16 protein-coding genes are annotated in these 18,575 nt (G+C 64.9%); 13 read left to right on the top strand and 3 right to left on the bottom strand.

The window, feature by feature from the left end; translation table 11 throughout:
* Positions 1-171: 171 nt before the first annotated feature.
* Positions 172-1,008 carry a rhodanese-related sulfurtransferase gene (locus Q0D44_RS17010; protein WP_294138120.1) on the bottom strand — a complete coding sequence of 279 codons (837 nt, stop codon included), beginning with the start codon at positions 1,006-1,008 and terminating at the stop codon, positions 172-174.
* Between the two features lie 64 nt (positions 1,009-1,072).
* Here Q0D44_RS17010 and pdeM point away from each other — a divergent pair, with 64 nt between their 5' ends.
* Together pdeM and Q0D44_RS17000 are read left to right on the top strand one after the other, a co-directional pair.
* Positions 1,073-1,732 (top strand): ligase-associated DNA damage response endonuclease PdeM, encoded by a 660-nt coding sequence (pdeM, locus tag Q0D44_RS17005; protein WP_294138119.1) that lies wholly within the window; start codon positions 1,073-1,075, stop codon positions 1,730-1,732.
* Between the two features lie 189 nt (positions 1,733-1,921).
* Positions 1,922-4,717: a TonB-dependent receptor gene (locus Q0D44_RS17000; RefSeq protein ID WP_294138121.1), complete on the top strand. Its 2,796-nt coding sequence runs from the start codon at positions 1,922-1,924 to the stop codon at positions 4,715-4,717.
* Here the strand turns inward: Q0D44_RS17000 and Q0D44_RS16995 are convergent.
* Positions 4,695-5,441 carry a YggS family pyridoxal phosphate-dependent enzyme gene (locus tag Q0D44_RS16995; protein ID WP_294138118.1) on the bottom strand — a complete coding sequence of 249 codons (747 nt, stop codon included), beginning with the start codon at positions 5,439-5,441 and terminating at the stop codon, positions 4,695-4,697. The genes Q0D44_RS17000 and Q0D44_RS16995 overlap by 23 nt on opposite strands.
* 23 nt (positions 5,442-5,464) lie before the next feature.
* Between Q0D44_RS16995 and Q0D44_RS16990 the strand changes: the two genes are divergently transcribed.
* Positions 5,465-6,022, top strand: coding sequence for a thiamine phosphate synthase (locus tag Q0D44_RS16990; RefSeq protein ID WP_294138117.1), 558 nt, complete (start codon positions 5,465-5,467; stop codon positions 6,020-6,022).
* Positions 6,023-6,182: 160 nt separating this feature from the next.
* Entirely contained in the window at positions 6,183-6,623 is a 441-nt protein-coding gene (locus Q0D44_RS16985; RefSeq protein ID WP_294138116.1) for a hypothetical protein, read from the top strand.
* Positions 6,624-6,974: 351 nt separating this feature from the next.
* On the opposite strand, the gene Q0D44_RS16980 is transcribed toward Q0D44_RS16985, so the two are convergent.
* Positions 6,975-7,697, bottom strand: a complete 723-nt coding sequence (locus Q0D44_RS16980; protein WP_294138115.1) for a hypothetical protein — start codon at positions 7,695-7,697, stop codon at positions 6,975-6,977.
* 242 nt (positions 7,698-7,939) lie between these two features.
* Between Q0D44_RS16980 and Q0D44_RS16975 the strand changes: the two genes are divergently transcribed.
* From Q0D44_RS16975 to Q0D44_RS16935, 9 genes are all read left to right on the top strand, one after another.
* Positions 7,940-8,389, top strand: coding sequence for a DUF3576 domain-containing protein (locus Q0D44_RS16975; protein ID WP_119743511.1), 450 nt, complete (start codon positions 7,940-7,942; stop codon positions 8,387-8,389).
* Positions 8,390-8,491: 102 nt separating this feature from the next.
* The gene (leuS, locus tag Q0D44_RS16970) at positions 8,492-11,020 is read left to right on the top strand and encodes a leucine--tRNA ligase (protein ID WP_294138114.1); all 2,529 of its coding nucleotides are present in this window, start codon (positions 8,492-8,494) and stop codon (positions 11,018-11,020) included.
* Positions 11,021-11,208: 188 nt separating this feature from the next.
* Complete coding sequence (gene lptE / locus Q0D44_RS16965) at positions 11,209-11,712, top strand: LPS assembly lipoprotein LptE (protein ID WP_294138113.1); 504 nt, start codon at positions 11,209-11,211, stop codon at positions 11,710-11,712.
* Positions 11,709-12,734: a DNA polymerase III subunit delta gene (gene holA, locus Q0D44_RS16960; RefSeq protein WP_294138112.1), complete on the top strand. Its 1,026-nt coding sequence runs from the start codon at positions 11,709-11,711 to the stop codon at positions 12,732-12,734. The genes lptE and holA overlap by 4 nt, the downstream gene beginning before the upstream one ends.
* A 173-nt stretch (positions 12,735-12,907) precedes the next feature.
* Positions 12,908-13,990 carry a type III polyketide synthase gene (locus tag Q0D44_RS16955; protein ID WP_294138111.1) on the top strand — a complete coding sequence of 361 codons (1,083 nt, stop codon included), beginning with the start codon at positions 12,908-12,910 and terminating at the stop codon, positions 13,988-13,990.
* Positions 13,987-14,661, top strand: coding sequence for a methyltransferase domain-containing protein (locus Q0D44_RS16950; RefSeq protein WP_294138110.1), 675 nt, complete (start codon positions 13,987-13,989; stop codon positions 14,659-14,661). Before Q0D44_RS16955 ends, Q0D44_RS16950 begins: the two co-directional genes overlap by 4 nt.
* Positions 14,652-15,722, top strand: a complete 1,071-nt coding sequence (locus Q0D44_RS16945; protein ID WP_294138109.1) for an FAD-dependent oxidoreductase — start codon at positions 14,652-14,654, stop codon at positions 15,720-15,722. Before Q0D44_RS16950 ends, Q0D44_RS16945 begins: the two co-directional genes overlap by 10 nt.
* A gap of 31 nt (positions 15,723-15,753) precedes the next feature.
* The gene (gene msrB, locus Q0D44_RS16940) at positions 15,754-16,158 is read left to right on the top strand and encodes a peptide-methionine (R)-S-oxide reductase MsrB (protein WP_294138108.1); all 405 of its coding nucleotides are present in this window, start codon (positions 15,754-15,756) and stop codon (positions 16,156-16,158) included.
* Between the two features lie 261 nt (positions 16,159-16,419).
* Positions 16,420-18,504, top strand: coding sequence for a PBP1A family penicillin-binding protein (locus tag Q0D44_RS16935; RefSeq protein WP_294138107.1), 2,085 nt, complete (start codon positions 16,420-16,422; stop codon positions 18,502-18,504).
* Positions 18,505-18,575: the final 71 nt, after the last annotated feature.

The following is an 18,575-nucleotide window of genomic DNA, read 5'->3' as shown; positions in this document are numbered from 1 at the left end:
GCTCGACTTCGGCTCTAACCCAGAAACCCACGGTCCCATCCGTCAGACCGTCTGGGGTGGCCACCCCAGACGGTCAACCCGAATGCAACTGCTCTCAGGTCAACCGCAAGATGCAAGAAACGCAGCGCGCAGGTTTCTCGACTTCGCTCGAAACGAACGGAGGTGGGTTTTTTACCCTCGGTGCGGCCACACCCCTGAGCTGTCGGCAGCGCACGCATGGGCTGTATCGTTGGGGTAGGGCAGGCCGCAGGCGCGGCAGGTGCTATAGTCGCCGACTTTCAGGCCATGGCCCACCGCCACACGTTCATCGAACACATAGCAGTCGCCCTGCCAGCGGCTTTCGGACTCCGGCATTTCCTCCAGATAGCGCAGGATGCCGCCCTTGAGGTGATAGACATCGTCGAATCCGCGCGCCTTGACCAAAGCGGTGGATTTTTCGCAGCGTATGCCGCCGGTGCAGAACATGGCGATCTTGGGGCTGCGGCCTTGCGCCTTGAGGTCGGCGGCGAAGGCGTCGAACCAGCCGGGAAAGTCGCGAAAGGCGCGGGTGCCGGGGTCGATCGCGCGATCGAAAGTGCCGACCGCGACTTCATAGGCGTTGCGGGTGTCGATGACGACCGTGTCGGGATCGGCGATCAGCGCGTTCCAGTCGACCGGATCGAGATGGGTGCCGGCCCGATGCGCAGGGTCCAGATCGCCCACGCCCAGCGTGACGATCTCCGGCTTCACCTTCACCTTCATCCGGGCGAACGGGGCGATATGGGCGGTCGCATATTTGACGTCGAGATCGGCGCAGCCGGGAAGTTGGCGCAGATGATCGATCAGCGTTGCGATCGCGTCCGCGCTGCCCGCCACGGTGCCGTTAATCCCTTCGCCCGCGACGATCAGCGTGCCGCGCGTGTCGAGCGACGCGCAGAGCGTGCGCAGATCCGCCGCGATGCCCTGGGGATCATCGAAGCTGGCGAAGCGGTAGAGGGCGGCAACGGTGTAAGGCGCAGTGTCGGACATGGCGGCGCTATAGGCGTTCGTTGGCCCTCTTGAAAGCGGGACCGCATCGGCGCATAGCCGGGCTATGGTTCCCCTTTCGTTCGCTGGTGAGGCGTTTCTGGCGCTGCCGCAGGCCGCGCTCTATTGGCCTGCGCGCGCGGCCTTGCTGGTCGCAGACCTGCATTTTGAGAAAGCGAGCTGGTATGCCCGCTTTGGCCAGTTCCTGCCGCCCCATGACAGTGAGGCGACGCTGGATCTGATCGAGGCGCTGGTGGCGCAGACGGGCGCGCGTTCGGTCTGGTCGTTGGGGGACAGCTTTCACGATGCGGGGGGGGCGGCGCGGCTGGACCCGCGCGCGCGCCAGCGGCTCGATTCCCTTACGGAAAGGCTGGACTGGACCTGGATTACCGGTAATCATGACGTCGGCGTGGCGGACATGCCGGGGGGACGCAGGCTGGTCGAGGCGGAACTGGGCGGGATCATCCTGCGGCATGAGGCGCAGCCGGACGATCCACGACCCGAAATATCCGGCCATTTCCACCCGAAATTCCGCCTGTCGGTGCGCGGTCGCCATGTGGCGCGCCGCTGCTTCGTGGAATCGGCCACCAAGCTGATTCTACCCGCGCTGGGGGCGCTGACGGGGGGACTGGATGCAGGCCATGGCGAGATTCGGCGTGTGGTGGGACCGGGAGCAAGCGCTTTGGTGCCTGTTTCGAACAGATTGTTACGCTTTCCGTTATCGTAAAGAAACGCTACGGAAACCGGATTTTAAGCCGTTGCCGATAAGCAACAGGGTGTGAATATCACGCCACCCGACCCCGCAAAAGGCGCAGAAAAGCTAGGCTCTCTTGCCTTCGCCGGGCTGTGGCAGCATAAACAGGCACAGCACCCGACACGCCGAAAAGGCGTGCGGGCCAGGAGAGGATCGACCATGATGACAGACAAGAGCCTTTGGCTGACGACCGCCGGCATGATCGCATTGACGATGGCGATGCCCGCCGCCGCGCAGGAGACGGCCGCGCCGCAAGCCGCCGTCGATCAGGACAGTTCGGAAATCATCGTGACCGCGACCCGGCGCGCCAGTCCGCTGTCCGACGTGCCGATCGCGGTATCTGCGGTGAGCGCGCAGGCGATGCAGAATAGCGGTGCAAGCGACATCCGCACGCTGAACCAGCTGGCCCCGTCGCTGCTGGTGTCATCGACCGGATCGGAAGCCAATGCGTCCGCGCGCATTCGCGGCATCGGCACGGTTGGCGACAATCCGGGGCTGGAAAGCTCGGTCGCGGTGTTCATCGACGGCGTCTATCGTTCGCGCACCGGCGCGGGCCTCAATGAGTTGGGCGAGATTGAACGGGTCGAGGTGCTGCGCGGGCCGCAGGGGACGCTGTTCGGTCGCAATGCGTCGGCGGGCCTGATCAACATCATCAGCAAGGCACCGGAACGCACGTTCAGCGCCAAGGGTGAGATCACCTATGGCAATTATGATTATTGGCGGCTGTCGGGCCGCGTCACCGGGCCGGTGGCGGATGGCATTGCGCTCAGCCTGGACGGCGTCTGGTCCAAGCGCGACGGCTTCTACAAGCTGGTCGATACGGCCGGCAACACAGTTGGCGACACCAATGACCGCGACCGCTATTTCCTGCGCGGACAGGCGCTGATCGAGCCGAATGACGACCTGTCGATCCGCCTGATCGGCGATTATACCAATCGCGACGAAAGCTGCTGCGGCGCGGCCTACACCGAAGCGCGGGAACGGACCCCGGCGGCTGGCGGCGGCTACAACACGGCCAGCTTCAACCGAATCGCTGCGATCCTGGCAGGGCAGGGCAGCGTGATCGCCGCCGATCCCTATGATCGCGAACTCACGACCACGCCGGGCCGCGACTATGTGAGCAAATTGAAGGACTGGGGTGTGTCGGGCGAGGTCAATTATGACCTGGGCGGGGCGAAGCTGACCAGCATCACCGCCTATCGCGATTACAAGTCGAGCGACTATGGCGATTATGACTATAATCGCGCCGACCTGCTCTATCGCGATCCCAACACCTATCGCCAGTTCAAGACCTTCACCCAGGAATTGCGGGCGCAGGGCTCTGCCTTTGGCGAGATGCTCGACTGGCTGGTCGGGGGCTATTATGCCAATGAACGGCTGACCTTGCAGGATAATATCCGCTTTGGCGCGGATTATGGCCGCTTTTCCGCCTGCCGCCTGATGGCGGGGGCAGCCGTCAACAGCAACTTCCCGGCATCCACGCTGGCCGCCTGTGGCAGTGGTGCCGCAACATCGGCGCTGATCACCGGGACGCAGGCCAATTTGAACGCCGGGCTGACTGCCGCGCTGATCGGACGGGGTGTCCCCGCGCCGATCGCGGCGGCACAGGCGGGCGCGATTTCGACGGGTTTGGGCAACGGCCTGCGTGCGCTGGCGGCGATCCCGTCGGGCACCGGCGACATTGCGTCCATCTATCGCCAGAAGAGCGAGAATTGGGCGCTGTTCACCCATAACATCGTCCACATCACCAAGCGCCTCGATCTGACGCTGGGCCTGCGCTACACGCATGAGAGCAAGACATTCTCGTCCGATTTCAACAATAACAATGCGACCTGCGCGGCGTTGCAGCCGGGACTGGCACCCATCGCCAGCAATCCGGCACTGGGCAGCGCGGCGGCATTGGCGGCCGGCATATTGACGCTGGGGTGCCTGGGCAATGGCTCCACCAGCCTCAATGCGCTCGACCTGAACGACAAGATCAGCGACGGCGAGTTTTCCGGCACGGCGGTGCTGTCGTGGAAGGCGACCGACGACCTGATGGTCTATGGCAGCTATTCCAAGGGCTATAAGGCGGGCGGCTTCAACCTGGATCGTTTCCAGCTGGGATCGACCGGGCTGAACGTCCTGCCCGCCGTAATCGCGCCGCGCACCAATGCCGACGTGACCAGCCTGCGCTTCGCCGCGGAAAAGGTGGATTCGTTCGAGGTGGGCCTCAAATATAGCGCGCCCAAATGGAGCGTGAATCTGGCGGGATTCCGGCAGGAGTTCAAGAATTTCCAGCTCAACACCTTCAACGGCACCAGCTTCGTCGTCCAGAATATCAATGGCTGCGACGGCGCACTGAGCGTGGCGCGGACCTGTGCGGCGGATGATGTCGGGCCGGGCCTGATCAGCCAGGGTATCGAACTGGAATGGTCGGTCACTCCGGCGCGCAATCTCCGCGTATCGGGCGGCGCGACCTATGCCGAGGCGAAATTCGCCAACCGGCTGGTCGGCAGCGGCAATGGCGCGGTGCCACTGGACCCGGCCCTGTTCCTGCTGCCCGGCGCGATCAACAGCAATGCGCCCAAGATGGTGACGACCGCCAGCATGGCCTGGACCCCCGACATTGGCACCAGTGGCCTGTCAGCGCTGTTCTATGTCGATGGCCGCATGACCAGCGACTATAATACCGGGTCGGACCTGTTCCCCGAAAAGCGGCAGGATGGCTATGCCATCTTCAATGCGCGCGTCGGCATTCGCGGTCCCAACCAGCGCTGGGCGGTGGAGTTCTGGGGCCAGAATATCTTCAATCAGGACTATACCCAGGTGTCGTTCAGCAGCCCGCTCCAGTCGAGCAGCCCGGCGACCTCCACCACCGGTCAGTTCAGCCAGGGCGCGCCGATGGCCAACCAGCTGATCTCCTCCTACCTCGCCGAGCCGCGCACCTACGGCATCACGCTCCGGGGGAGTTTCTAAGCATCCCCAGCCCGCTCCGGGGTACGGGGCGGGCTGGCGGAGGACGATCGCCGAACAGGGCGGTGCCGACGCGAATGTCGGTAGCCCCCAGCATGATCGCGGTTTCATAGTCGCTGGACATGCCCATCGACAGGCGCGGGAGGCCCTCCTCCCGCGCCATTTTTGCAAGCAGCGCGAAATAGGGGGCGGGTTCCACATCGGCGGGCGGGACGGCCATCAGGCCGAGCAGGGGAATGTCGGCGGCGCGGGCCGCAGCGATCAGCGCGGGCGTGTCCGCGATCGCGCAGCCGCCCTTTTGCGGCTCCGCGCCGATATTGACCTGAATATAGCAGGGGATGCGCTTGCCCGCTACGTCCATCGCCTTGGCCAGCGCGGTCAGCAGGGAAGGGCGATCAAGGCTGTGGATGACATCGAACAGGGCGACGGCATCGGCGGCCTTGTTGGATTGCAGCTGGCCGACCAGATGCAGGATTATGTCGGGATGCGCCTGTCGCAGCGCGGGCCATTTCTCCTGCGCCTCCTGCACCCGGTTTTCGCCGAACACCAGCTGCCCCGCGGCAACCAGCGGGCGGATGGCGTCGGCATCCTTGGTCTTGGAGATCGCGATCAGCGTGACTGCGTCAGCGGTCCGGCCGGTCAGGCGCGCGGCCCTGGCGATGTCGTCCTGGATGGTGGCCAGGCGGCTGGCGGCGTCATGGGTGGCAATGCTGCTGTCTGTCGTCATGCGCGCTGCTATAGGGCAGGGTCATGACCTGTCGCCACCGCAAAAATATGCCCCTGATCTGGCTGATGACCGACGAGCGGATCGGCGATGCGGCTTTGCTGGCGGCGGTGGCGCGGCTGCCCAGGGGGCGGGCGGGGGTCATCTTTCGCCATTACGGGACGGAGGCGGGGGCGCGGCGGGCGCTGTTCGATGCGGTGCGGGCAATCGCGCGGCGGCGGCGGCTGATGCTGATGCTGGCGGGGACGGCGCGGCAGGCGGCGGCTTGGGCAGCGGACGGCTGGCACGGGCGCGACGCGCGCCGGGTAGCGCGACCGATGCGGCACAGCGCGCCGGTGCATGACGCGCGGGAGATGGCGGCGGCGCGGCGGGGCAGGGCGGATATGGTGCTGCTATCGCCGCTGTTTCCCACACGATCGCATCCGGGTGGGGCGAGTTTGGGTCGGGTGCGGTTCGCTGCACTGGCGCGGGGGGCGATGATGCCGGTTGTTGCGCTGGGTGGCGTGACGCGGGAGCATGGCCGGATGTTGCGCGCCATCGGGGCTGCGGGATGGGCGGCGATTGATGGGTTGGCTGGCGAGTGAGCGGCGTGTTTGGGTGGGTTGCGGTCAGTCAGCTTTTGGGGAGATTATTGGCGAAAGCTGACCTTGCGCGGAAAAAATCACTCGGCAACAATCGCCCAATTGCGGACGTTACGGAAACCCAGCTAACAACGCTTGCTTACAAATGGCTTGAAGGTGTCCGATGGAGTTTCCCGACGGTCTGCTCAACCTATACCTCACTGATATAGGAGAGCCGTCCGAAAACCAGTTGCGGATCGTAGTGGCGGAGGGCCTGCTCGGCGAGCCGACTAAGATCGACATCGACGGTGTCGACTTGGGTGAAGGTCGGCCGATCCTTGTGAGCGACGAGAGCCGGTCTTTCGAGCTACGTTGGGACAACTACGTCGCATACGCAGTCAGAAACGAGAGCTTCTGGAAGGGCGAGGATGACGAGTTGCCCCGAGGAAAGATGCTTGAGCGGCGCTTCGACACAGCATTCTTCCAGTATGTCTCCGCTACCACATTCGCCGACGATGAATATCCGGGGCCACTAGAGCACTGGTCGCTGACCACGCTAAATCACTGCGTGGATGTGGTGAGCGTCGGTCCTCCGCGCGTGATGCTGAGCACGTCTGGAGCTTGAACGTCGAGCCGGGCTCAATGTCCGCTTTCCAACCACATTTGGTCATTCAGCCTTCGACTTGTCATCTGAATGAGTGGCAGGTTTCAGCGGTGCGGATCATCTGACGGAGTGCCCGCGATTGGTCGTTACCTGCCCGCGACTGCCCCCGTCATCCTGACGACCCGAAGGGCAGCGTAGCTAACGTCAGGATCCATTCGCACGACCTTCACGCATAATCGCAACGCTTGTGTGAATGGATCCCGGATCAAGTCCGGGATGACGGCGGCGGAGAAGTCTGCCTTTTCGAGACACTGACTTTTAACGCGATCAGGCGATACGCCCGACGTTCCGCAATCCCAGCCTTTCAGCCGATCAGAATTTGAACACAGTGCCCAGATAGACGGCCTGGCTGTCCTGGCGGTCGTCGGTCATTGGGGTCAGGCGGCCTGCGACGCTGTTGTTATAGCGTACGCCCGCGGTGACGTTCAGGTTGCGTGTCAGCGAATAGGAGCTGGCGAGATCCAGCGAATAATCCTTGTCAGCAGTCGGGTTGCGCGTCGCAGCGATGGCGTCGCGGCGGGTTTCGATCAGCATCTTGGTGCTGAAGCGATCCTTCTTGCTGCTATCCAGCGAGAAATTCTTGGCATCGACCATGGTTTCGACCGGCACCGGATCGAGCGCCTTGCGGCCCACTGCTTCGGGCAGGGCGAACTTGCGCCAGCCATGTGCGCCGTTCAGGCTGAAGGCGACCGGGGCGATATTGACCGGGGTCAGGGTGCTGTTCACTGCAACCCGATCATTGCCGCCCGCACGCACCATCACGGTGATTGCGCGCTGGCCGCTGAGCGAGCCGCTGGTGGGCGTGAAGCGGAAGCCCTGACGGCTGGCCGACGCTGCGATCTTCGCATAAGCGGCGGCAAGGCGCGGGTCTTTGGTCGTGGGCGTGAAGGAGGAGATGCTGCCCAGCGCGCCCAATGACACCGGCGATTGCATACGCACCAGATCGGTCGCTGCGCCGATGGCAGGAGACAGCATGAAGCCAGCCACGGCAACCGCCGCGCCCGCCAATGCCAAATGTCCCCTATTCACGCGCATGACTCGATTCTTTCCCCACCGACTTATAGTCCATAACGCTCTACACGCGCAAAGCCGCCACTGGCTAGTGCCGCGCCTCTTCTAGCGGCCCTTTTTGTCGGACTGTTGCAAGGAACACACAAACATATGTTTCGATCCTGCGCCGGATCGCGCGCGGACGTGCCAGCCGCCCCTTGCTCCTACGCGCGGTGCCACTATAGAAGGCGCGAGCTTTTTTCGTCTTTTCAGCTAGGACATGCCTGATGGCCAGCCGCCTTTTCCGTTCCGTTTCTGCCGCAATGCTGCTGACCGCCCTGTTGCCGCTGGCCGCCTGCGGTGGCGGGTCCAAGGACCGGCCCAAGGCGGATCTGGCCGCGTCGAAGGTGACCACGATCGGCGTCAACGCCTATCTGTGGCGCGCCAGCCTGGATACTCTGTCCTTCATGCCGATGGTGCAGACCGATTCCAATGGCGGCGTGATCGTCACCGACTGGTATGCCAACCCCAACAGCCCCAATGAGCGGATGAAGCTGACCGTATCGATCCTGGACCAGGATCTGCGCGCCGACGCGCTGCGCGTTGCGGCCAGCCGTCAGGTGAGCCAGGGCGGCCAGTGGATCGACGCGCCGGTGCAGGCTGCGACCGTGCAGAAGCTGGAAGAGGTCATCCTGACCAAGGCCCGCGACCTGCGCCGCACCGCGATTGCGGGCTGATTTTTCTTCGCCTGGGTTTTGCGTGCGCGAAGCCCCGGTTTTTTGACGGTTCGGGGCTGGGCTTGCAAAGGCCCAGCCCCCTCGCATTTGGTAGGACAGGACATGCAAAGGCGCTTCAATCCGCTGGAGGCCGACGCCCGCTGGCAGGCGATCTGGGACGAGAAGCAGAGCTTTCGGGCGGACGATGCTTCGCCCAAGCCGCGATCCTATGTGCTGGAGATGTTTCCCTATCCGTCCGGGCGCATCCATATCGGTCATGTCCGCAACTATTCGATGGGGGACGTGCTGGCGCGATTCCGCCGGATGACGGGGCATGAAGTGCTGCATCCGATGGGCTGGGACGCCTTCGGGATGCCGGCTGAAAATGCCGCGATGGAGAGACAAGTCCATCCGGGCAAATGGACCTATGAGAATATCGCCAATATGAAGGCGCAGCTCAAGAAATTGGGCTTTGCGCTGGACTGGAGCCGGGAGCTGGCGACCTGCCACCCCGATTATTATGGCCATGAACAGGCGCTGTTTCTGGACATGCTGGACGCGGGACTGGTGTATCGTAAGGAGTCGGCGGTCAATTGGGACCCGGTCGACATGACCGTGCTGGCCAATGAACAGGTGATCGACGGCAAGGGCTGGCGGTCGGGCGCGACGGTCGAGAAGCGCAAATTGTCCCAATGGTTCCTGAAAATCACCCAATTTGCCGACGATCTGCTGGAAGGCCTCAAAGGTCTGGAGCAGTGGCCCGACAAGGTGCGGACGATGCAGGAAAACTGGATCGGCAAGTCCGTGGGCCTGCAATTCCATTTCGAGCCGGTCGCGCCGTTCGATCAAGCGATCGAAGTCTATTCGACCCGGCCCGACACGATTTTCGGGGCGAGCTTCGTTGCGATCGCGGCGGACCATCCGGTCGCGCAGCGGCTAGCGGCGGACAATGCGCAGGCGCAGGCCTTTATCGACCTGTGCAAGGCGGGCGGCACCACCGCGGCGGAGCTGGAAACGGCGGAGAAGCTGGGTTTCGACACCGGCCTGACCGTCACCCATCCGTTCGATCCCGACTGGCAGCTGCCGGTGTTCATCGCCAATTTCGTGCTGATGGACTATGGCACCGGCGCGGTGATGGGCGTTCCCGCGCACGACCAGCGCGACCTCGACTTTGCGCGCAAATATATGCTGCCGGTCGAGCGCGTCGTCGCGGCCGAGGGCGATGAGACCGCGCCGATCCACAATGAAGCCTATGTCGGGCCGGGCAGGCTGGTGAACAGCCGCTTCCTCAATGGCATGGCGGTCGAGGAGGCCAAGGCCGCCGTCATCGCCCGCGCGCAAAGCGAAGGCTGGGGCGCGGGCAAGACGGTGTTTCGCCTGCGCGACTGGGGCGTGTCGCGCCAGCGTTACTGGGGGACGCCGATCCCGGTGATCCATTGCGATGCCTGCGGCGCGGTGCCGGTGCCTAAGGCGCAGTTGCCCGTCGTGCTGCCCGACGATGTGACCTTCGACATTCCGGGCAATCCGCTTGATCGGCATCCGACCTGGAAGCATGTCGACTGCCCCGCGTGCGGCAAGGCGGCGGTGCGGGAAACCGACACGCTCGACACGTTCGCCGATTCAAGCTGGTATTTCATCCGCTTCGCCAGCCAGCCTAGGGACAAGCCGTTCGACCGCGAGACGGTGGAGAAATGGCTGCCGGTCGGCCAATATATTGGCGGGGTCGAACATGCGATCCTGCATCTTCTCTATGCGCGCTTCTGGACGCGCGCGCTCCAGCATATGGGGCAATTGGGCTTTGCCGAGCCGTTCACCGGCCTGTTCACGCAGGGGATGGTGACGCATGAGACCTATAGCCGCGAACAGGGCGATGGCCTGCCGCCGGTCTATTTTGCGCCGGGCGAGATTGAGCGGGCGGCCGATGGCGCGACCCTGATCGCGGACAAGGCACCGGTCGAGGTCGGCCGCGTCGTCAAAATGTCCAAGTCCAAGAAGAATGTCGTCGATCCCGATGACATCATCGCCCAATATGGCGCGGACGCGGTGCGATGGTTCATGCTGTCGGACAGCCCGCCCGAACGCGACCTGCCCTGGACCGAAAGCGGGATCGAGGGATCGTGGCGCTTCGTCAATCGCTTGTGGCGGCTGTTCGGGCAGATCGAGGCAGGTGCGGAAGGCACCGACAAGCCGCTCGACCGCAAGCTGCACCAGACGATCGACGGGATCGCCAGGGATATCGAGGCGCTGTCCTTCAACAAGGCGGTCGCCAAGATTTACGAACTGGCCAATGCGGTGGAGAAGGCCGCGCCGTCCGCGTCGCGCAATGCCGCGATCCGCGCGCTGGCGCTGCTGGTCGCGCCGATGACCCCGCATCTGGCGGAGGAAGCCTGGGCCGATATGGGCGAAACCGGCCTGATCGCGGATGCGGCCTGGCCCGCAGTCGATCCGGCGCTGCTGGTGGATGATGAAGTGACCATCGCCTGCCAGGTGATGGGCAAGCTGCGCGATACCATCACCGTGCCCAAGGGGACCGACAGGCAAGAGCTGGAGCGACTGGCGCTGGCCGCGCCGAACGTGGTCCGCATCCTCGACGGGGCGACGCCCAAGAAGATCATCGTCGTGCCGGATCGTCTGGTGAATTTGGTGATTTAGAGCGTGATGCTTTATCTCGATCCGTTCGTTTCGAGCGAAGTCGAGAAACGTGGTGAGCAGGTTTCTCGACTTCGCTCGAAACGAACGGATGTTTGGATTTTGACCTATAGTCATCAGGCTCTAGACGCCGAGCAGAAAGAAGGGGCAGGGCTTCGACAAGCTCAGCCTGAACGGTTAGAGGTGGTTTCATGAAGCGCATCATTCCCCTCCTCGCCGTCCCGCTCCTGCTCACCGCCTGTGGCCTGCGCCCGGTCTATGGCGGGGGGGCGAACGGGACGGTGGCGCAGGCGTTGGGCCATGTCGAGGTGCAGCCGATCGCAGGCAAGAATGGCTGGTTGATGCGCAATGCGCTCAATGACCGGCTGGCCGCGATGCAGCAGGGCGGGTCCGGGCCGCGCTACAAGCTGGTGGTCAAGCTGGACGACCAGATTACCGGCTTCGGCCTGCGGTCCGACGCTGCCGTCACCCGCGAACGCCGCACCTTGCGCGCGCGCTATCAGTTGGTGGATGAGGCGACGGGCGCGCAATTGCTGGACGACAGCGCCGGGTCGGACGCGGGCATCGACGTCACTTCCAGCGAATTTGCGACGATCGCAGCGGAAGATACGGCGCTGGAACGCCTGTCGCAGACGGTGGCGGACCAGATCATCGCGCGGCTGGCCCTCTATGCCAGCCGGGACACCGCCCCTTGAAGGCCAATCGCGGCCAGATCGAAAAGGCGCTCGACGCGCCATCGGCGGCGCTGCGCTTCATTCTGCTCTATGGCCCGGACGAAGCGGCCAGCCAGGCGCTGGTCCGGCGGCTGGAGCGGGCGATGGGACCGGGGGCGGAGCGGGTCGACCTGGACGGATCGACCCTGCGCGACGATCCGGCACGCCTGTCCGATGAAGCCGCATCCTTTTCCATGTTTGGCGACAAGCGCTGGATTCGCGTCCATGGCATGGGCGAGGAATCGCTGCCCGCGCTGACCGCGCTGCTGGAGGCGGAGGCGGCGGGCAATCCCGTCATCGCGGTGGCGGGCGCGCTGAAAGCCACGTCGAAGCTGCTCAAGCTGGCGCTGGATCACAAGGCGACACTCGCCTTCGTCTCCTACCAGCCCGATGCGCGCGAATCGGAGCAGATCGCCATCGGCATCGCGCGCGAAGGCGGGTTGCGGCTGTCGACCGAACTGGCGCGGCGGATCGTCGATCTGGCCAATGGCGACCGGGCGTTGATGAGCGGCGAGGTGGAGAAGCTGATCCTCTATCTGGACGCCGCGCCGGACCGGCCGCGCGAAGCGACGGCCGAGGCGCTGGACGCGCTGTCGGCCGACAATCCCGATACGGAGGTTGCGCCGCTGGTCAATGCCGTGCTGGGCGGTGACCTGAAAGCCATGCACCGCGAACTGACCAGCCTGTCGGAGGTTGGCGCCAGCATGGCGTCGGTCATCCGCCCGCTGCTGACCCGCGCCATGCTGCTGGCCAATATCCGCGCCGATTTCGACAGTAGCGGACGGCTGGAGAGCGCGGTCGAGGCGGCGGGCAAGGCGGTGTTCTGGAAGGAAAAGGGCGTGGTGACGCGGCAGGTGCGGCTGTGGGACGCGACCGGCATCGCCCGCGTCATACAGCGGCTGGCGCAGGCCGAGCGGGCCACACGATCGGGCCGGGGGACAGGCGACCTGCTGGTGCGGCACGAACTGCTGACGATCGCGCGGCAGGCGGCGCGGGAACGATAGGCGGCGACAGGCGCTTTGACGGCTGGAACGTGATGACTTCACCTTGATCCGTTCGTTTCGAGCGAAGTCGAGAAACGGTTGCGCGGGTTTCTCGACTTCGCTCGAAACGAACGGAGGTTGGGGGTTTTACTCTGAAGTGATCACATCCTAAAACAGGTCGCGGCACGGATGGCATGACCGGCCACCGTGCCAGCGCGCAACAAAGGCAGCGCAACATTTCATCCACCGCCACCATCCACGCCATCGGCACCGCTGTTCCCATGACTGATGTCCACCCGGCCTTTATCGACTGGGCGGGCGGACGCATCACCGACCGGCGAGAGCGGGCGCTGTTCACGCGCATGGCGCAGCGCAGCGGGATTGAGCATCGCTGGTCGGTGCTGGAATCGCCAACGGCGCAGGACGGTTTTTACGCCGCGCAATGGCCCACGACGGCGCAGCGCATGGCCATCTATGCCGACGAAGCGCCGCTATTGGCCGCGCGGGCGGTGGCGGGATTGGCGGATCAAGTTGCCATCGACGGCATTACCCATCTGGTGGTGGCCAGTTGCACGGGCTTTACTGCACCGGGAATCGACCAGCGGCTGATCACGCTGCTGGGACTGAACCCTTCGGTCGAGCGGCTTATGGTCGGCTATATGGGCTGTTATGCGGCGATCGTCGCGTTGCGCTCCGCCAGGCATATCGTGCGGTCGGAACCGGGCGCGCGGGTGCTGGTGGTGTGCGTGGAACTCAGCAGCCTGCATTTGCAGGATGATGCGCGGGTCGAGCCGTTGCTGGCGATGCTGCAATTTGGCGATGGCGCGGCAGCGGCCTTGGTGAGCGCCGCGCCGGGCGGGATAGCGCTCGGCCAGCCGTTTGCCATGACCGTACCGGATACGGCAGGCCTCATTCGCTGGGATCTGGGCGATCATGGTTTTGCCATGCATTTGTCGGGCGAAGTGCCGGGCGCAATCGCGCAGGCGCTGGCGGGGACGGTGACGCTGCCGGTGCCTGCCGAAAGCGTCGATCTGTGGGCGGTCCATGCCGGGGGACGCTCCATCCTCGACGCGGTGGCGCGGGCGCTTGATCTCGCCCCGGATGCGCTGGAGCATAGCCGGGCGGTGCTGCGCGCCTTTGGCAATATGTCGTCGGCGACGTTGATGTTCGTGCTGGCGCGCATATTGGCAGGGAAAGCGACCGGGCAGGGGATCGCGCTCGCCTTCGGGCCGGGGCTGGCGGCGGAGGGGCTGACCTTTCGTCGGGAGGCACCATGAAGCGGTCGCTTGCCGACGAACAGATGGACGCAGCCGACCTGCCTGCGGATGTCTATGCGCGGGTGCTGGCCGATCTCGACCGGGTCAACCGGGTGACGCTGGCGGCGCGACCGACGCTTGGCTTTCTCGATCGCGCAGTGACCGGGCACTTTCGGCTGCTCGACGTTGGCTATGGCGATGGCGGGATGCTGCGGCAGGTCGCGCGCTGGGCCAAGCTGCGCGGCATCGCCTGCGAACTGGTCGGCATCGACCTCAATGCACGGAGCGAGGCGGTCGCGCAGGCGCGCACCGACCCGGCCATGGCGATCGACTATCGCACCGGCGACTATGCCGCTCTGGCGCATGAACCATGGGACATTATCGTGTCCAGCCTGGTAGCGCACCATATGGATGATGCGGAACGGCTGGCGTTCCTGCGCTTCATGGAGGATCAGGCGCGCATGGGCTGGTTCGTCAACGACCTGCATCGTCATGGTTTCGCCTTTCATGGCTATCCATTGCTGGCCCGGCTGCTGCGGGTCCATCCGATCGTGCGGCAGGACGGGCAACTCTCGATCGCGCGCAGCTTCGTGGCGGACGAATGGCGGGCGATGCTGGCCGCGGCGCATATCAGCGAGGCGCGGATTGAGCGCGTCTTTCCCTTCCGGCTGTGCGTATCCCGGTGCCGATAATCATCGGCGCAGGTCCGGCGGGGGCGGCAGCGGCGATGCGGCTGGCGCGGGCAGGGGTGGCACCGTTGCTGATCGACCGGCAGGTCGTGCCGGGCGATGCGCTGTGTGGCGGGTTTCTCAGCTGGGCGACGGTCGCGCAGATCGCGGCGCTGGGGATTGAGCCGGCAGCGCTGGGTGGCCACAGCATCGACACGCTGGCGCTGTTTGCGGGCGGGCAGGAGATCGTCCTGCCGCTCCCCGCGCCGGGTATGGGTCTGTCGCGCCACCGGCTCGATACGCTGCTGCGCGCCGCTGCGCAGGATGCGGGGGTGAGCTTCCGCCTCGGCCATGCGGTGCGGACGCTGTCGTCCACCGCCATCACCATGGATGATGGCGACGCGATCGCGTGGGACAACCTGTTCCTGGCCACTGGCAAGCATGACCTGCGCGGCGCGGCGCGGCCCCATGGCAGGGCGGACCCGGAACTGGGCTTGCGCCTGCGTCTGCCGCCCAGCGCGGCGCGGCATCGGCTGATCGGCAGCCGGATCGAACTTCACTGGGTCGATGGCGGCTATGTCGGCTTGCTGTTGCAGGAGGATGGCAGCGCCAATCTGTGCATGGCGGTGCGCAAGAGCGCGCTGGCAGCGGCGGGCGGGCGTCCGATGGCGCTGATCGCGCATTTGGCTGACCAGTCGCCCGCGCTGGCCGACCGGCTGGGGGATGTGCCGGTCGATGCGCCTGTCGATGCGATTGGCGACGTTCCCTATGGCTGGCGCGCGACGACCAACTGGCCGGGTCTCTACCGGCTGGGCGATCAGGCGGCGGTGATTCCGTCGCTGGCCGGGGAGGGAATCGGGATCGCGCTGGCCAGTGCAGAAGCGGCGGTGGCGCAGTGGCAGGGGACGGGGCGCGAGGGCGCGGCGCGATATCAGCGCGATTTTGCCCGGCGGGCGTTGCTGCCGCTGCGCGCGGCGGCGGGGTTTCGGGCGTTGGGGCGCAAGCCGGGGCTGCTCCGGCTGCTGGCGGCGACGCCGGGCGCGGCGCGGCTGGCGATGCGCCTCACCCGCATCGCGGACGCTTGATCGGGGCGCTGCCTGCGCCCATATTGCGGCCATGGACAAGCTCAACCTGACCGACGCCGAATGGCGCGACCGCCTTTCCCCCGAACGCTATCATGTGCTGCGCGAGGGCGGGACCGAGCGGGCCTTTACCGGCAAATTGAACAGCAACAAGGCCGACGGCGTCTATTATTGCGCGGGCTGCGGCGCGGAACTGTTCGACGCGGAAGAAAAATATGACAGCGGGTCGGGCTGGCCCAGCTTCACCGCCCCCGTGGACATCGACGCAGTCGAGGAAATTCGCGACGCCAGCCATGGCATGATCCGCACCGAAGTGCGCTGTGCCACCTGCGAGGGGCATCTGGGCCATGTGTTCCCCGATGGTCCGGGCGTCAATGGCCTGCGCTATTGCATGAACAGCGCCTCGCTAGACTTCAAGCCACGCGACGCTGACGCATAGTCGTTCGGCACCAGCCCGCTCCCCCACCCGGCCAACCCACGATAGTAGCCTATGGGTGGCCGGGTGGGGTTCAAACGAGTCACGTGCCTCGTTTGAAGGCTGGTGCGGCACAAAATGCGCCCTTCCGCGCATTTTCAAAGATTAACCGTTCATGCCATGTAAAGCGGTGATCGTCATGGAGACGGTCACGGCAATTTTCCGGGCAGGGCGCATGAAACACGCTGGCCGGGGCCGGGATTAGCGGGTATCCGGGGCGCACAGATGGCAGGATCAGGCAAGAGCAAGGGCACGCCGGGCAAGGCGAAGCGATGGCTGGTTCGCGGCCTGAAGATCAGCGTCGCGGCCGGGGTCGCCGGGCTGCTGGCGGTGGTGATCGCCGTCGTCATCGCGATGCAGTCGCTGCCCGACTATGACAGCCTCAAATCCTCCCCCAATGGCCAGATGATCCGCGTCCACGCCGCCGATGGCAGCGTCATCGTATCGCTGGGGCCAAGTTTCGGGCGCTGGATGGATTATGACCAGATTCCCAAGGTCATGGTCGATGCGATGATCTCGACCGAGGACAAGCGTTTCTACCTCCACCCCGGCGTCGACCCGATCGGCATGGCGCGCGCGGCCTGGGTTGCGGTGGAAAATCGCGGCAAGGGCCGCCGCTGGCAGGGTGCGTCCACCATCACCCAGCAGGTGACACGTAACATCTTCCTCAACAACAGCTATAGCTGGGGCCGCAAGGTGCGGGAAATGGTGCTGGCGATGGCGCTGGAGCGCAAATTCTCCAAGCGCCAGATCCTCGAACTCTATCTGAACAAAGTCTATTTCGGCGGCGGCGCCTATGGCATCGACGCCGCCAGCCGCAAATTTTTCGGCCATCCCGCCACCACACTGGACCTGCCCGAAGCTGCGATCATCGCAGGCCTGGTGAAAGCGCCGTCGAGCTATTCGCCCACTGCCGACGCCGACGCCGCGATTGGCCGTGCGGGCGTGGTGCTGGACCTGATGCGCGACAATGGCGTGATCAGCGCGTCGGAGCGGGCGGCCGCCGATATAGAGGGGGTCAAGCTGGCCCCCGAACCGCCGCAGAACAGCGTGCGCTACTTCACCGACTGGGCGCTGCCCCAGCTCGACGTGCTGATGGATGAGCCGAACGAACCGCTGGAAGTTTATACCACCATCGACCTCAATATGCAGAAGGCGGCGACCGCAGCGATCCAGGCCAATGTGCCTGCGGGGACGCAGGGCGCTTTGGTGTCGCTCGACCGCGACGGCGCGGTGCGGGCGATGGTCGGTGGTCTCGATTATGTGACGTCCAACTATAACCGCGCGACCACCGCGACCCGCCAGCCCGGATCGGCGTGGAAGATCTTTGTCTATATGGCGGCGCTGGAGGCGGGCTATACCCCTGACACCGGCGTGACCGACGAACCAGTCGATATTAATGGCTGGAAGCCGCGCAACAGTTCGGGGCGCTTTTCCGGCGACATCGATATCCGCACCGCCTTTGCCTATTCGATCAACACGGTTGCCGCCAAGCTGGGCGTGGAGGTCGGCTTCCCGACCGTCGCCGACATGGCGCGCCGCTTTGGTGTGACCACGCCGATCAACACCCATCCCTCGATGGTATTGGGGACGTCGGACGTACGGCTGATCGACATGACCCGCGCCTTTGCCTCGATTGCGCGCAAGGGCATCGCAGTGACGCCCTATGGCATTACCAAGGTAACGACAGCGGACGGCCGCACCCTCTACGAGCATCAGGACGATACCAGCCGCGTGCTGGTCGCTCCCTGGGTCGCGGCGGGGATGACCGACCTGATGCAGACCGCCGTCAGCACCGGTACCGGCAAGGCGGCGCAGATCGGCCGCCCGGTCGCGGGCAAGACCGGCACGACCAGCAGCAACAAGGATGGCTGGTTCCTGGGCTTCTCCAGCGGCGTCACCACCGGCGTGTGGATGGGCCGCGACGACGCCCGCGCAGTCGGCGTGTTGCAGGGTGGCCGCGCGCCAGCCCGCGCCTTTGCCGACTATATGAAGGTAGCGGTCGCCAAACGCCCGGTCGAACCGTTCGAGACGGAAGTGACCCTGCCCGAATGGCAATTGGAGCCCGACGCCGAAGCCTATTATGGCAGCCCGGATAATGGCGCGGATGAGGGCATGATGGTGGACGAGAATGGCCTGCCGATCGAGCGCGCCCGCCCGGCCGCCCCGGACCCACGCGATGATCAGGATCTGGAGGTAGACCCCCAGGACCGGCTGTCGTCACAGCGGATCGACCAGCAATGGATCGACAATGTGCTGGGCCGCGACCGGCAGCGCCAGCCGCCGACGAGGCCAGCGCCTAGTCCGTAGGGCGTGGTGATCTGTAAAATTACCGTTCGTGCTGAGTAGGGACTGAGCTTGTCGAAGTCCCGTATCTAAGC

The organism is Sphingobium sp. (assembly GCA_023266575.1).
In the GTDB taxonomy this organism is placed as follows: Bacteria; Pseudomonadota; Alphaproteobacteria; order Sphingomonadales; family Sphingomonadaceae; genus Sphingobium.
Note: the sequence above shows the minus strand (reverse complement) of the source record. Positions and strands in the feature narration are given on the sequence as shown.